The organism is Mangrovicella endophytica (assembly GCF_002893625.1).
Classification (GTDB): Bacteria; Pseudomonadota; Alphaproteobacteria; order Rhizobiales; family Rhizobiaceae; genus Mangrovicella; species Mangrovicella endophytica.
Genome location: NZ_PKMZ01000003.1, coordinates 26,521 through 41,169, shown reverse-complemented (window position 1 = coordinate 41,169; position 14,649 = coordinate 26,521). Strand labels below are relative to the sequence as shown.

The following is a 14,649-nucleotide window of genomic DNA, read 5'->3' as shown; positions in this document are numbered from 1 at the left end:
GTATTCGGCGAGTATCAAGGGCTGTATTTAGCCGCCATCATTCGCATGAGCTGTTTATAGTCCCAAGAGTTGCTGAACGCTCCAGGATCCCAGCGATACCGAAAGACCCTGTTCTCGCCGCCTGGAAACAGGTCATAAACACCGGTTGTGTCCGCTTCGATCGTGATTGTTCCGTCTCGCCGGGTGGTGAATACGTGCCGCCGCTTCGGTTCGATCCCAAAGGTCGTGATTTCCCGGATGCCAGGTACGTGAGAGCGATACCACTCGTTCGTCTCCTGCGAATCATGTTGCATGCGCGAGTCCGAGAAGATCACGACGTTAGGGTTCATCAACGTCATCGCTTCATCGCTCTGTCCGTTCTCTCGCCCGTGGTGCGAAGCGATCAGCACGTTCGTACCGGCTAGCGCTTCTTTGATCGTTGCATTGACCAGAAGGTTACGCCATCCGGCAGTTTCCAGATCGCCGGCGAACACGATTTTGAAGGTGCCATGCTGGACGACGGTCAAGAGGCTCAGATTGTTTGTGTTGTTGGGGAAAGCGGCTTCATAATTCCAGCCGTATGTAATCTGTACCCGGGAGGGCTCTCCAACGAAGCGAGTGTTATGACGCCATATTCCCGGGAGACGCCATCGGAGCATTTCCGCGAATGCGGAAACACCCGAGCCCATTCCTCCGGATGCGCTCTTCAGGCGTGTCAATGCGTCGAAGGTTATCGTTGGATTCGCGACAATCATGCCGGGCTGAACATGACTCGATACTGCATCGAAGTCTGCGAGATGGTCTTCATCAAGGTTGCTGATCAGGAGCGCGTGTATGGATCCGAAGGGGTAGTGCGACGACGGCGACCATCGATCGTCTCGTCCGCAGTCGATCATGATGCGGTATCCGTCGTCGCAGGTAATGACGGCGCAGGCACCATGACCGACGTCGTGGATTTTGATCTCAATGCTCATCACGGCTCCTGTTGGTTATGGAGTGGGTGAGCGATCGTCCGCGATCTGAGATGTGGATTGGTGGAGTAAGTGCCAATGGTCAGCCGAGCGGTTTCGGAGCCGTGGCGAGCGATGAGGTCGAAATCGCTGGTCTCGATCTTGGTCAAGGTCGTCGGGTAGTAAAGGCAGGTCTTGGATGCCTCGTCCGTCAGGTATTCCCCTGCCTCCGCGAGCTTCCGATCGAATTTGCGCGCTGGAGCCCCCAGTCGGATGAGATAGCCCTCGATCTCCTTGCCCTCGATGGCCTTCATCAGCATCCGTGATCGAAGGGACCTGATCTGGTCGCTGGCAATGTCGAAGAGGCGCGGTGAGGCAAGTCGTCCCGTTGCCAGCGACCGCAACATCGATTTGGGCTCGCCCAGAGGTCCCGAGGCGTCGCTACCGATTAGGATGTCGCAACCTTGCAGGCCGCCGGTGGGCTTGTAGAGCGCCTCGAGAGCCATGTTCTCGTAGGCGCCGCCATCCCAGAGGTGAACCTTCCGACGGGGTAGTTTGATCTCCTTGATCGGCTCCTTCGTCGCAGGGTCGGTCTCCCACCATCCATGCAGGGGCAGGGTCAACGTCAGAGCACCAATGGCGTAGGGCACAGCCGCGGACGCGGCGATGGCATCGGAAACCGCGACGCCTGGAGAGTAGTGGGTACCGAACCGCCAGTCCCCCATGGACCGCTGGCTGAATCGCCAGTTCTTCCCGGTCTCCACACAGGTCGTGTTGATGTACCACACGGGGGTCCCCGGCAAATCGGAGATCTTCATCTCAACACCCCAGCGCCGACGTAGAAGTCCAGAAAGAACGTGAGCCCGGTGGGAGGCGATTCTGATGTTTTCGCGGAGGATCCCGCCTATCCCCAGCGCCCGGAAGCTGAGCAGATCTCCGGTGGTCAGGGTGGTCCGGATCGAAGGGTAGACGGTTTCCAGAAACTCGCTGGAGGTGGGCCACCGGTTCCCCGAGCAGGCGAAGATCGCCCCGGTCACAAGGCTCCCGCCGGACACGGTTGATATGTGCGACACGCTCTCCAGGAGGCCGGCTCCTGCCAGATGCTGAAGAACGCCGAGGTGGAAGACTGCAGCGCGGATCCCTCCACCTGAGAGTGCGAGGCCGATTCTCGGCGGAGACTCTTGCGCGACCTCACCCATGGCGCGCCTCTCCGATAAGCAAGCGGATCTCCCCCTCGCCCATGATCAGAGAGACGGCAGGCAGGCTGTCGATCTCCAGCGCCACCGACAGTTCTTCGATCTGCTTCATGTCGACAGAACTCGGAGCTGCCGAATGACCGGCCGGGTGTGAGTGCCATTCGCCGATGTATCGGCTCAATCCACCGGATCTGACCTGCGCTTCCACGATGCTACGGTGAAGACCGCGCTTGCCCCGCTCGAAGCCTGTAGGTGTTCCCGCACTGTCCTTCGGCGGGGAGAGGGTGTGCACGATCGAGATGAACTTGGCTTCATGATCGATCAGTCCCATCAGAGGCCCGCCTGTCTCGTTGGGCAGTGCCTGTTCCCGTTTGGCTGCAAGCTCGTCGACCAATGAGGTCGGGAGCAATATGGTCCAATCCTCCCATGCAGCTCGACGGGTGGTAACCGGGACGTTGATGCAGTCGATGCCCCCGCTGTGGCTCATGGTCCATATCTTGAGCGAGGCTTCGCTTGCATTCGCAGCATCAGGCAATGCGCCGGCGATGAGACCACTCAGAATGGCGACGGAAGAAGTCGGGATCCGGTTTGTCAGGGCTCGGCATGCGCCAGTGTAGCGCATCTGCTGTCCGGCCTGATGGTGATCCTGAAGGGCGGGGTTGACGAGCATTTCTCGCACATAGGCGGCCTCCACGTCCCGCAGTGTCACTCGTCTGTCGGATGACTCGCACATCAGGACTGCAGATTGTCCGCTGGGCGTGAAGAAGGCGCTGATCACCCGCGGGGTGCCGGGACGATCGGCGAGCCACCGTGAAACGGGCACGGACGCCGATGCGTCAATGACGAAGTCGGCGTCATCGATCGCCTTGCCGGCCCTATTCTCAGGTCCGAGGTGCAACACGTTTTCCTGGATCGGCTCGGGTTCGGCGTCGATACGGATCGATGACAGGCGCTTTGCCAGACGGCTGACCTTCGGTTGGCCGAAATCTTCTCGAGTCAGCGTGTGCCTGCTGACATTGTGCGGAAGGAGGGCGTCGTCATCGATGATCGTCCAGCGATAAAGCCCTTCTCGCACGAGCACTTCGGCGAGACTGGATCCGAGTGATCCGGCGCCGATCATGGCGACGCGCCGCTTGTCTGGGATCTCGTTCCCGGACAAGAGTCCCGCCCGTGCGGCGTCCAGTTCATGATGGAGCGCCGCCACATCCACCCTAATGCGCTCAAGAGCCTGCCAGTCTGGATTGATCGCGAACAACCGGACGTAGCCGACACTGTTGGCTGCGCCGCTAACATTCTTTGAGAGCAGTCCCAAGGCGACGCCGATATCGCAGCTGGCTGCATCGCAGAGGAAAGCTGTGGGCGGCGCTGTCTCGATCTCCCCCGTCAGAGGATGTATCTGAGGCAGGGTGATGAGGATGCAGAAACATGAGATCCTGTCCCCGCTTGTCCTTGATGACTCTAGCCAGTCGAGTACCGCCTGCTGAAGCAATGGCAGTAGATCCAAGCCCCGCTCACCCATCACCTCGATGAGCCGCTTTAGGTTCCCAGGCGTTCGCCTGATCCGCAACATCGCTTCGGGCTTCACATCCGCATAGATCGCTTGAAACCCTACCCCGGATTGGGAGCCGGTCACGTTAGGATCGGCTGCGGTGACGATCAGGAAGCGCCGCTTCTCATCAGCAAGCCATACATCCAGAGGCTGACCGACCTCCGTGGCCGCCTCGGCGCTTTTAGTGAGGATGATCTGACATCTGGTGCTATAGGCGAAGACCGGATCGAACGGCTGATCTGCACCATGCAGTTCGCCTTGGCACGCCTTGTCGAACCATCTGATGATGCGGGTCATGAGTTCGGACGGGGCGTAGTCGGCGCGAGCGTCCTGCCATGGCCGGTCATCGATGCAGAGGACGTTCGGCTCTCCCTCCGGGACGATATTCTGATGCGGGGTGTCCGGGAAGTCGGGGCGGGTGACGACGACCTGTGGAGCCCTTTCGTTCTCGGGGTGGAAGCCGACCGAGATGGTCTCGATCGGCTTTATTGAATACACGGGTCGTTGTGGGACGGCGATCCTGAGGTCGAAGGAAACGATCTCGTAGCCGGACCCCATGATGCGGCGACATTCCCGCATCTGCGCGAAGGCGGTGCAATTGTCCGCCACGTAGATTGCGAACGCCCTCGCAAGCTTCGCGTGCAGGTCGGGCAACTGGACCTGCACGCTGCCTTCAGGCTGCCACATGTTCAGCCAGCTCGGCTGGTGTTCGAAGACGCGGCAGCGGCGACGGTAGGAGCACCTGTCAGCATGACTGCCACCCCCGTGGCCGCAACCTTCAGCGTAATCGGCTTGGGGGAGTTGGCGGTGGGATGCTCCATCGTCGTGATGAACTGGCCGTCCGAGTCCTTGATAACCTTCTTGTAGTAATTCGCGGCCTGGCGATGAGGTGGTTGCGGATCGCGGTCTTCCGCCGTCGCCTTCTGCGGGATAGGGCGGCTTGGCGAGACGATGATCTCCCGGTCACGCGCGAGGTCCTCGAAGAGCCACTTCACGTCATCGACTGGATCGGTGATGTCCAGACCCTTCTCATCCGAGAGCGCCGTATAGGAGCAGTGATGGAAGAGCTTCAGGATGTCCCAGTGCAGCCGGCGCTCGTTTCCGTGCTTCTTGGTCGTCTGCACGATCTGAGACAGCGTCTCGTGGTCAATGTCGGCGCCGAGGAGGGCGCAGCTCTCACTGATGCCTTCGCGCATGGTCAACTGAACGACGATCGAATTCTGGTTGCGGTCCTCCAATCCGTCGTCCGTCCGCCAGGCGAAAGGGCTGTGGACAAAGAACTCCGCACGCTCTGCGGCCGAGAGCGAGAACCCCGGCACAACCTCCCCTGCATTCACGATGCAGGAGCGACGCTGCTCGACAGTGAGGCCCCACGTCGCCAGGATCCCAGCGAGCTTCTCAGGTCGAGAAAAGACCTTGATCCCTTTCCCGTTCTTGAGCCGGTGACGCGCTTCCTGACGGATTACTCGAGCGTCGTCATCGAGTCCGGTCTCCGTCACGGCGGCGGCCGGCACCCACATCTCGTCCATCCTTACCCGATCGGAGGATTGACGGCTCGTGCTATGCTCAAACCAGAAGAAGTCTCCCGCTCCTCGGATGTGATCGTCATCGAGGTGGGTAAAGGCCACGACGCGGAAAGAGTCTCGATCGGCGTCGTCCATCGCGTCGCGAAGGCTGTTCGGCAGGTCGATGCGCTTGTCGCTCGGATCCTGCGCATTCCGCACGTTGGCGTAATCCATCAGGACCAGATCGTCGTTCGCGAGACGGATCAGGGTCGTGTCCGCGTTTCCGAGCGGATAGAAGGTCAGGTAGGCAGACATTTAGACAGCAGTCCTCTAAGGGCGTTGATAACCCCCTTGGAACGGACTAGCTTCAGCTTGCTAGGGATGAAGCGATTCCGCTGGCGAAGCCAAACCGCTTTCAAGGCGGATCGACATCACACCAAGGGCCGGACGAGCAATCGTCCGGCCCTTTTCGTTGGCGCGGTAACTACCTATCCAATTTCGCTCTTAACCCGCCTTTAATATACGAGTCAAGTACTGATACCTAGCGCCCTACATAGCGTAGGCGAATACCAACGAATATGTACTCTGTCAAGCTATAACTTGACAATGGCGCATCCTGTCGCCTTAGCGACTCTGATTCACCGGACGCGCCCGGCGTCCCGATGCGCGGTGTAGCTTGGCGGCAGTGTCGCCGACGATCCACTACCCTTTCATCGCGCTGCAGGAAGAGTCTGCAACGCACGTCGGCCTCTTTCCCAACGATGACGCTATCGTTCGACTTGTCGGCGTCCGCTTGAGCCGGAACGGCTCCTGGGTCCGCTGCTCTTGGCGGGATCGCCGTCACCGCACTCTCTCAGGAGAGGCGATGCGGATCTACGTCGTCCGCATCGAATTCGAGGGTCTGGCGCCCGCGCTGTTCGCGAAAAAACGCGGACGAGAGCAAGCGCGACGAGCTGAAGGAAACCCTCGCGGACTTGTATGCCGCGCACGCCGAAGACGACGCCGAGCGAGTCCTCGATGCGAAGAATCGCTTTTACGCCGCGCTGTCGGCGGGCTCCGGAAATGCGGTGCTGCTGGAGGGGGATGGAGGTATGCTCGGACGCTGGGAAGATGAAGGCAGCTTGCCGTGGTCTTCCTTGCGCGGAGGCGAGCGGCGGCCAAGGAGAACCTAGGATGATCGGAAGAATCCGGATCGCCTCTTAGGACCGGATGAAATGCCGATATCCGAGTTCCCCTTAATGGGGTCCGGAGTTCCAGTTATTGGGTCTAGTCGGAATTAGCTGCGAAAGCGGTAGCGATATGAAGACCATCAAGAGGGGGTGTTCCACTCATTGGTGGTTTCGACACCTTGCCGCCGCGCCGCCGGCGTCGTGGCAAGGGCGAGGCCACCGATGACGAAGAAGGGGATCAGCGCCGCCATGCCGGCGCGTGATGCCGTCACCGGGTCCGTGGTCCCGGCGGCTGCCGCGGTGACGCCCGCCACCGCGGCCGTTGCCACGAAGGAGGTGGCGCGGCCGGTGAGGGCATAAAAGCCGAAATAGCGCCCCGCCTCGTCCTCGTTTACTGACTGGGCGAGCCAGGAGCGGGAGGAAGCCTGCACCGGCCCGAAGGCGAGGCCGATCAGCAGGCCCCAGCCGAGATAGGCCCGCTCCGCGCCCGTCGCGAACAGTCCGCCGGCATCGTCGCTGGCCAGGGGCATCAGCCCGAACAGCGTCGAGCCGGGGGCGGTCGAAACGATGCCGAGCGTCGCGACCACGAGCGTTGCGATCGCCATCAGGATCACCGCGCGCGAACCGAGCCGGGCATCGAGGCGGCCGGCAATCAGGCAGCCGATGATCGCGGTTATGTTGAGGATGATGCCGAACAGGCCGCTTTCGGTGATCGACCAGCCGAACATGCCGGCTGCGAAGGCGCCGCCAAGGACAAGCAGGGCATTGACGCCGTCCTGATAGATCATCCGCGCGATCATGAAGCGGAACAGCGGCCGGCGCGCCCGCACCTCGCGGAAGGTCGCCGCCAGATCCTTGACGCCGTCGCGGACGGCGCGGCTGATCCCCTCGAGGCGCGGTCGATCCGGCGTCAGGACGAACATCGGCAGGACGAAGACCAGATACCAGAGGGCGGCCAGCGGCCCGGTTGCCCGCGCGCCTTCGCCGGTCGCCGGGTCGAGGCCGAAGAGCGGCGGCAGGCCGGCCAGCGTCAGGCCCGTCTGCGGCGAGGCCGCGAGCAGGGTCAGCACGGCGAAGAGGACGATCATGCCGCCGGCATAGCCGAGACCCCAGGCAACGTTCGACACGCGCCCGATCGCCTCCCGCGCGACCAGCCGCGGCAGCATGGCGTCGTTGAAGACGATGGAAAATTCGGCGGCGAGCGTCGCGCCGATGATCAGCGCCGCGGCGACGAGAAGGGAGGAGCCGGGCGCTGCCTGCCAGAGCAGTGCCAGCGCGCCGATCTTAACGACAGCAAGGGCGGCGATCCACGGCTTGCGCGGTCCTGCGCGGTCGGCGATCGACCCGAGAAGCGGCGAGAGGACGGCGACGAAGATGCCCGCGAGCGTTGCTGCGCCACTCCACCAGGCCTGGCCCGTGGCCGGATCAGGCGCCAGGGTCGAGACGAAATAGGGGCCGAAGACGAAGGTGAGGACGACGGTGAAGAAGGGCTGCGCCGCGAAGTCGAAGGTCATCCAGCCCCAGACGGCGCGCTGGCGCAGCGGATGACGGAAGGGCGGCCTGTCATCGCGGGTCATCGGGCAGGGTCTCTCCATGGTGGCGCGACCATAGCTGTGACGAGGCTGCTGGCAAGGCGGCTGCCGTCCAACCGCTCGGACGACATCGGACCTCACGGGGAGAGACGCACGGACGGGCGCTGTCCCGCGGAGCGAGGCAACAGACCAGACGAAGAAGCCGTCATGCCGCGCCTCCGAGGCGCGATCAGCGATGCAACTCTCTGCCGCAGTTCGGCCTTTGGCGTGCTACACGATGATATGCGGCGCGCTAGATGCCGCGCACCATCATTCCAGAGGAGGACGTCCATGGCCAAGGGTCAGCTTCGCAGCAACAAGGAAGTGCGCAAGCCGAAGAAGGACAAGGCGAAGCCGGCAGCGGCGGCGACTGTTCCGGGCAAGTTCGCGCCAAGCGACAAGGGTGGCGCCAAGGCCAAGTAGCCGCGCCAGCCAGGCCCGTCCCCGCTTCGGTACCGCGCTCCGGACGGGTCCGGAGCGCCTCGGATACGGCCATACCGCATCTGCCCGAGCTCTGCCGCGCTTCAACGACGCGACGACGCCGTCCGTCCGCCGCGCGCAGGTGGCTGCCATTCCGCGGCCACGATCGCGGTACAAGGCCTCACAAAGGGCCGGGCACCGGCCTCAGATCGTCGCCGCGGCCGCCAGTTCAAGCGTACCGAAGAGCGTCTGCACACCCATATGGGATCCCATTCGATGAGCCGCTTCTCTTCTTTCCGGTCGCTGATGCTGGCCAGCCTCATGCTGCTGCCCTCGCTGCCGGCCTCTGCCGAGATCGATCGCGACAAGATCGCGGCGTCCACGGCTGCGGTGGACGAGCTGGTGGCTCAGTCCGGCAAGGGCGCGCAGCCGCCGCGCCTCGCGCAATCGGAGGTCAGCGCGCTTTTCGACAGGATCTTCGACGCCAGCGCGCTCGGTGATGCGCCGCTGACCTTGGACGAGATTCGCGACACCGCACCGCTTGCGGTGAACGGCTCGCGCGTCCTGTTCCTCTACATGCTCGCCGGGACCGGCGCTTCGCAGCCCGCGCAGCTGCCGAGAGACGCCGCGACGGCGCGCAAGATCGACGCCAATATCGTCGGTTACGCGCCGGAGATCGGCCGGGTCTACGACTTCACCGCCCATCTGCAGGGCGCCTATGCCGAAGGCATGGCAAGTTTCCGCACCAACGCGACCGCGCAGCAGCTGGAGGATGTCGAGAAGGGCACGCTCGACATGCGCAAGGGCATCAGGGACACATTCGCGGCGATCCTGCAGGGGATCGCGGCGCCGGACTATCCGATCGAGTGGCGGCGCGAGCGGGCAAAGGCTGCGGCTGACGCGGCGCCGAAGATCGCGCAGATCCTGATGCCGGCGGAGTCCTCGATCCTGCGGGAACGAGCGAAGCGCGCGGCGTCGAAGGCCGGCGACGAGGCGCTGGCGGCCGACCTCACGCGCTTTGCCAACGCGCTGTAGGCCGGCGCCGCAAGGGCGGCGATCGTTATTCCGAAGGCGCCGGCGGGCCACTCACACCACGTCGTCATCCCCGTGCGCAGCACGGGGATCGATGCCGTGGTGTGGCAGAGGCGGTTGAGATTGGCCGTGCCGGGGAGCCGGTAACCTCGAGAAGCCGCTGGCCGCCGAGGCGTGCATCCTGTTGTCTTGCACCCGATGACTTGTCGGAGCCGGAGTGGCGGTGGAAGGCGGAGGCATCGATCCCCAGCCCTGCGGGCCGAGGATGACGCAAGCCCGCGGGGCAGCGGCCCCACGCTTCCTCTACACCGCCAAGTCCGACAACAGCCCCGCTGCCATCGTCAGCCGCGCCACCGAGGTCTCGCCGCTGCCGGCAAGGCTCGCCATCTGCCCGGTGATGCGATCGACAGCGGAGCGGCGCTCGTCCGCCCAGGCCGAGACCGGCTCGGTGGCACTGCCATGCTGGCGCAGCACCGCTGCGGTGATGCGCCGCCGCGCCGCGGAGATCTGGCTGCCGGCCCGTTCCAGCGCCAGCGTCTCGTAGTAGTCGTTCGGCTGCTGGTCGCGCAGCGCCGTCTCCAGCCGGCCGATACGGAACAGCCGGGTGAGCGCGAAATAGGCCGAAACCGTCGTATCCAAGGCTTCGCCTGTTTCACGTGAGACAGCGGCGATATCGGGCACGAGAGCGAGCAGCGGCAGGCGGGCGATCGTTGCCGCGATGTCGGCGGGGACGCCGAGATCGGTCCAGCGCGTCTCGCGGCTGGCGGCCTCCTCCCGGGCCCGGTCGGAGGCCAGTTCCGACAGGCGACTTTCCAGCTGCGCGACGCAGGCCGCGACTGCTTCAACCACCGGCGCAAGGCCATTGGGGAAGGCCTCGTTCTGCACGAACCAGCGTGTGACAAGGCGCAGCGTCTCGCCGATCTCGCCATAGAGCGCATTCTGGGTGCCGCCGGCGATCGTGCCATCAAGCGCATCGACGCTGCGGTACAGCGCCTCGGCGCCCAGCGCGTCATAGGCGGCAACGAAGCCGCGCACGACCTCGGCCGGCGAGCCGCCGGTCGCCTCGCGCACTTCGAGGATGAAGGTGAGACCCAGGCGGTTGACGGCGGCATTGGCAAGGTCGGTCGCGACGATCTCGCGCGCCAGCCGGTGCGCGGCGATGTCGCCGGCAAAGCGCTCCCGCATCGGCGCCGGGAAGTAGTGCGACAGGCGCGCCTGCAGGTAGGGATCATCGGGCAGGCTGCTGTCGACCAGCTGATCGAACAGGACGATCTTGGCATAGGCGAGAAGAACGGCGATCTCCGGCCGCGTCAGGCCACGGCCACGTGACTTCAGATCGGCGAGCGCCCCGTCACCGGGGAGCATCTCCACCTGCCGATCCAGTCGGCCGGCCTCTTCAAGCACGGCCATGAAGCGGGCCTGCAGCGGCAGGGCGGCGGCGCCGCGCGCCTGCTCCAGCGAGATGGCGAGCGTCTGGTGGTAGTTGTTGGCAAGGACCAGCGCCGCGACCTCGTCGGTCATCGAGGCCAGCAGCCTATTGCGGGCGGGCCGCTCCAGCCGCCCCTCCGCCATGGCGCTCTTCAGGGCGATCTTGATGTTCACCTCGACGTCGGAGGTGTTGACGCCGGCGGAGTTGTCGATGGCGTCGGAGTTGATGCGCCCGCCCTTGGCGGCATACTCGATGCGGCCCTTTTGCGTGACGCCGAGATTGGCACCTTCGCCGACGACCCTGGCGCGGATCTCTGCACCGGTGATGCGCACGGCATCGTTGGCGCGGTCGCCGACATCGGCATTGGTCTCGCTGGCGGCGCGGATATAGGTGCCGATGCCGCCGAACCAGAGAAGGTCCACCGGGGCGCGCAGGATGGCGGCGATCACCTCCGCCGGCGTGCCGGTCCGCTTGTCCCAGCCGATCGCCGCGGCAGCCTCATCCGAGAGGCGGATCTGCTTGTCGCGCCGCGACCACACGCCGCCGCCCCTGGAGATCAGCGCCTTGTCGTAGTCGGCCCAGGACGAGCGGGGCTTGTCGAAAAGGCGCCGGCGCTCGGCGAAGGCAGCCTCCGGTTCGGGGTCTGGATCGATGAAGATGTCGCGGTGGTCGAAGGCGGCGAGGAGCTTTGTCGTCTTCGACAGAAGCATGCCGTTGCCGAAGACGTCGCCCGACATGTCGCCGCAGCCGGCAACCGTGAAGGGCTCGGCCTGAATGTCCCAGGCGCCGCCGTCGCGGCCGAGCTCGCGGAAGTGCCGCTTCACCGCCTCCCAGGCGCCGCGCGCGGTGATGCCCATGGCCTTGTGGTCATAGCCAGCCGAACCGCCCGATGCGAAGGCGTCGTCGAGCCAGAACCCGCGCGACTGCGCGATGGCGTTGGCGGTGTCGGAGAAGGTCGCCGTGCCCTTGTCGGCCGCCACCACGAAATAGGGATCGTCGCCGTCGTAGCGCACCACCTTCTGCGGCGGCACCACCGCGTCGCCGTCGATCGTGTCAGTGACGGAGAGAAGCGAGTCGACGAAGATGACATAGGCGGCACGGCCCGCCTCGAACCAGGCCTCGCGGGCGGAGGCGTCGGGCAGGCGCTTGGGGTAGAAGCCGCCCTTGGCGCCAACGGGCACGATGACGGCGTTCTTCACCTGCTGCGCCTTGACGAGGCCGAGCACCTCGGTGCGGTAGTCCTGCGCCCGGTCGGACCAGCGCAGGCCGCCGCGCGCCACCTTGCCGAAGCGCAGGTGGATGCCTTCGACGCGCGCGTCGAAGACGAAGATCTCGCGGAACGGCACCGGCTGCGGCAGCCCTTCCACCGCGGCCGAGTCGAGCTTGAAGGCGAGCGCGGGCGCAACGGCGCCGGGCGCGGCGGCCGGATCGGCCGAGATGCCGTCGACGGCGAAGTAGTTGGTGCGCAGCGTCGCCAGCACCGTGCCGAGGAACCGGCGCAGGATGCGGTCATCGTCGAGGCTGTCGACGCTGTCGAGCCGCGCCAGGACGCGCTCCAGAATGGCGGATCCGCCCCGCGCCGCCGCGCGTGCGGCGAGCGCTGCGTCCGGTGCTTCCACCGCAGAGGGGCCGGCACCGGGTTCCGCCGTCGCGGCCCTCTCCGGCGATGGGCTGGCGCGCTCGGCATCCGGATCAAAGGCGGTGGCGAAGAGCTCCCACAGCGCCGCCGCGATGTCCGGGTAGCGCAGCAGCGCGTCCGACAGATAATCCTGCGAATAGCCGAGGCCGGCCTGGCGCAGATAACGCGCATAGGCCCGCAGCACGTTCGCCTGCCGGAAGCCGAGACCGGCCTCGAGGACAAGGGCGTTGAAGCCGTCATTCTCGATGCGACCAGCCCAGACGGCGGTGAAGGTCGCCTCCAGCTCCCTTCCCGTGTCGCCGAGCGCGATCACACCACCGCGTGCTCTCGTCAGGTCCATGTCGTGGAGGTGGACGGTCTCGCCACCCGGCCGCAGGATCGCGAACGTGCGCTCGGAGACGACCCGGAAGCCCATATTTTCCAGGATCGGTACGCGGGTCGACAGCGCCACCGCTTGCCCGAGATGGTAGATCTTCAGCCGCACCAGCTCTTCTGCGTCGCCCTCGCGGCGATAGAAGTCGACCTCCAGCGGCTGCGTGTCGGCCAGTTCGCCGATCCGTGCCGCATCGAGCACCGCTTCCGCCGGTGGCACGACGTCGCGATAACTTTCCGGCATGCCCGGTGCGATGGCGGTCAGTGCACGTGGATGGCCGGCCGCTGCGACGGCATCGACGAAGTCGTCCTCCCAGATGCGGGCGAGATCGATGATCGCCCGCTCCAGATCCGCCGGATCGACGGTTGGCGTCGCGCCCTCGCTGCGACCGATGATGAAGTGGACGCGCGCCAGCATGCCTTCCGGAAAGGCTGGATAGTAGGCGGAGACGTGGCCGTCATAGCGCTGTGCGAGCAAGAGGCCGATGCGCTCGCGCAGGCGCGAATCATAGCGGTCGCGCGGGACGAAGACGAGCACGGAGACGAAGCGGTCGAAGCGGTCGACGCGCGGCAGGACGCGGATGCGCGGCCGCTCGCCGAGCTCCATGATGGTGGCAGCGACGTCCTCCAGCCGCTCGGCGTCGATCTGGAAGAGGTCGTCGCGCGGATAGGCTTCCAGCGTGTTGAGGAGCGCCTTGGCCGAATGCGATCCCGGCCGGAGGCCGAAACGCGCGATCACCCGTTCGGCCTTCAGCCGGAGATAGGGGATGGTGAGGATGGAGCGGGTGTAAGCGGTCGAGGTGAAGAGACCGACGATACGCAGCTCGCCCTTCAGCTCGCCCGCTTCGTCATATTCCTTGACCCCGACATAATCCATGTAGCCGCGCCGGTGCACCAGCGAGCGCGTATTGGCCTTGGTGACGATCAGCGGATCGCCGGCCCTGAGGAATGCGAGGATCTCCGGCGTCATCGAGACGGGGCGGCCGGCACGCCGCAGCACGGGCACGTTGGGATCGCCGAGGATGCCGAGGCCCCCGGCCTCGCGGCGCTCCAGGGCCTCGTCGCCAGCGTTGCCAACGAGATCGTATTCGCGGCAGCCAAGAAAGATGAAGTTGTCGTCATGCAGCCATTCGAGCAGCCGCGCGGCCTCCTCGATCAGGTCGCGTTGCTCGGCACTGCCGGCAGCGGCGGCGCGCTTGCGCATGGCGTTACCGGCCTCGCCAACCCGCTGGCGCATGGCGGCGAAATCGGCCGTGGCATCATGGACATGGCGGAGAACGAGGCGGATGCGCTCGGCAAGCGCTTCTGCCGCCTCGCCATCGCCGAGCGGCGCGATGGCGACCTGGATGAGGCTGACGCGTCCGCCGTCACCGGAATTAGCGTTCGCATCGCCGGGGCTTCGTGCGCCGAAATCGGCAACGCTGCCACCGACATCGCGGGCGATGTCGAGGATGGGATGTGAGATGTAGCGGATGGCGGTGGTGGTGTCGGCGATCTCCGCCATCACCGAATCGAAAAGGAACGGGCCGTCGTCATTGACGACGTCGATGAGCTGCAGCGGGCCGCCGTCGGCGGCGGTGAAACCGTCCGGCTGCTCGACGCGCACCACGGGCTCGCCCGGCCGATGGGCGGCGAGCGCAAGGGCCGCGGTGCGGACCGCCGCGGCAAGCGCCGCGGTCGGCAGCGCCTTCAGGTCCTCCGAGGGCGGGCGCTCGAACAGGAGCGGGGCGAGTCGCGCCTCAGAGCCGCCTGCCGTGCCGAGCTCGGCAATCACGCGACGGATGATCGCGTTCTTTTCGACGTCGCTCAGGCTCATCAGATCCTCCCTCTGCTGCCCT

The 14,649-nt window shown here is 65.1% G+C and carries 9 protein-coding genes; 3 read left to right on the top strand and 6 right to left on the bottom strand.

All coding sequences use genetic code 11. The annotated features are described in order from the left end of the window. Positions 1–14: 14 nt before the first annotated feature. From C0R46_RS09110 to C0R46_RS09095, 4 genes are read right to left on the bottom strand one after another with little or no spacing between them, the layout of a single operon-like run. Complete coding sequence (locus C0R46_RS09110) at positions 15–953, bottom strand: ComEC/Rec2 family competence protein (RefSeq protein WP_102959321.1); 939 nt, start codon at positions 951–953, stop codon at positions 15–17. Further along, a complete protein-coding gene (locus C0R46_RS09105) occupies positions 953–2,128 on the bottom strand; it encodes a patatin-like phospholipase family protein (RefSeq protein WP_102959320.1) in 1,176 nt (391 codons plus the stop codon). The genes C0R46_RS09110 and C0R46_RS09105 overlap by 1 nt, the downstream gene beginning before the upstream one ends. Next, positions 2,121–4,361: an anti-phage 6A-MBL system cap2_3 protein gene (locus tag C0R46_RS09100; RefSeq protein ID WP_102959319.1), complete on the bottom strand. Its 2,241-nt coding sequence runs from the start codon at positions 4,359–4,361 to the stop codon at positions 2,121–2,123. The genes C0R46_RS09105 and C0R46_RS09100 overlap by 8 nt, the downstream gene beginning before the upstream one ends. Before the next feature lie 2 nt (positions 4,362–4,363). Next, complete coding sequence (locus C0R46_RS09095) at positions 4,364–5,494, bottom strand: anti-phage 6A-MBL system MBL-fold protein (RefSeq protein WP_102959318.1); 1,131 nt, start codon at positions 5,492–5,494, stop codon at positions 4,364–4,366. A 518-nt stretch (positions 5,495–6,012) separates the two neighbouring features. Here C0R46_RS09095 and C0R46_RS21340 point away from each other — a divergent pair. Beyond that, positions 6,013–6,351: an FCD domain-containing protein gene (locus C0R46_RS21340; RefSeq protein ID WP_114348388.1), complete on the top strand. Its 339-nt coding sequence runs from the start codon at positions 6,013–6,015 to the stop codon at positions 6,349–6,351. A gap of 137 nt (positions 6,352–6,488) precedes the next feature. On the opposite strand, the gene C0R46_RS09090 is transcribed toward C0R46_RS21340, so the two are convergent. Continuing rightward, positions 6,489–7,925, bottom strand: coding sequence for an MFS transporter (locus C0R46_RS09090; protein WP_102959317.1), 1,437 nt, complete (start codon positions 7,923–7,925; stop codon positions 6,489–6,491). Between the two features lie 285 nt (positions 7,926–8,210). Between C0R46_RS09090 and C0R46_RS21270 the strand changes: the two genes are divergently transcribed. Both C0R46_RS21270 and C0R46_RS09085 read left to right on the top strand, forming a co-directional pair. Next, positions 8,211–8,342, top strand: coding sequence for a hypothetical protein (locus tag C0R46_RS21270; protein WP_280953017.1), 132 nt, complete (start codon positions 8,211–8,213; stop codon positions 8,340–8,342). A gap of 273 nt (positions 8,343–8,615) precedes the next feature. Beyond that, positions 8,616–9,374, top strand: a complete 759-nt coding sequence (locus C0R46_RS09085) for a hypothetical protein (RefSeq protein WP_102959316.1) — start codon at positions 8,616–8,618, stop codon at positions 9,372–9,374. 300 nt (positions 9,375–9,674) lie between these two features. Here C0R46_RS09085 and C0R46_RS09080 read toward each other — a convergent pair whose 3' ends face one another. Next, the gene (locus C0R46_RS09080) at positions 9,675–14,627 is read right to left on the bottom strand and encodes an NAD-glutamate dehydrogenase (RefSeq protein ID WP_102959315.1); all 4,953 of its coding nucleotides are present in this window, start codon (positions 14,625–14,627) and stop codon (positions 9,675–9,677) included. Positions 14,628–14,649 lie beyond the last annotated feature (22 nt).

Bases quoted from the DNA above. Each gene is read 5' to 3' on its own strand.
- C0R46_RS09085 (WP_102959316.1), top strand. From the start codon at position 8,616: ATGAGCCGCTTCTCTTCTTTCCGGTCGCTGATGCTGGCCAGCCTCATG.
- C0R46_RS21270 (WP_280953017.1), top strand. From the start codon at position 8,211: ATGGCCAAGGGTCAGCTTCGCAGCAACAAGGAAGTGCGCAAGCCGAAG.
- C0R46_RS09095 (WP_102959318.1), bottom strand. From the start codon at position 5,494: ATGTCTGCCTACCTGACCTTCTATCCGCTCGGAAACGCGGACACGACC.
- C0R46_RS09080 (WP_102959315.1), bottom strand. From the start codon at position 14,627: ATGAGCCTGAGCGACGTCGAAAAGAACGCGATCATCCGTCGCGTGATT.
- C0R46_RS09105 (WP_102959320.1), bottom strand. From the start codon at position 2,128: ATGGGTGAGGTCGCGCAAGAGTCTCCGCCGAGAATCGGCCTCGCACTC.
- C0R46_RS09110 (WP_102959321.1), bottom strand. From the start codon at position 953: ATGAGCATTGAGATCAAAATCCACGACGTCGGTCATGGTGCCTGCGCC.
- C0R46_RS09090 (WP_102959317.1), bottom strand. From the start codon at position 7,925: ATGACCCGCGATGACAGGCCGCCCTTCCGTCATCCGCTGCGCCAGCGC.
- C0R46_RS09100 (WP_102959319.1), bottom strand. From the start codon at position 4,361: ATGTGGCAGCCTGAAGGCAGCGTGCAGGTCCAGTTGCCCGACCTGCAC.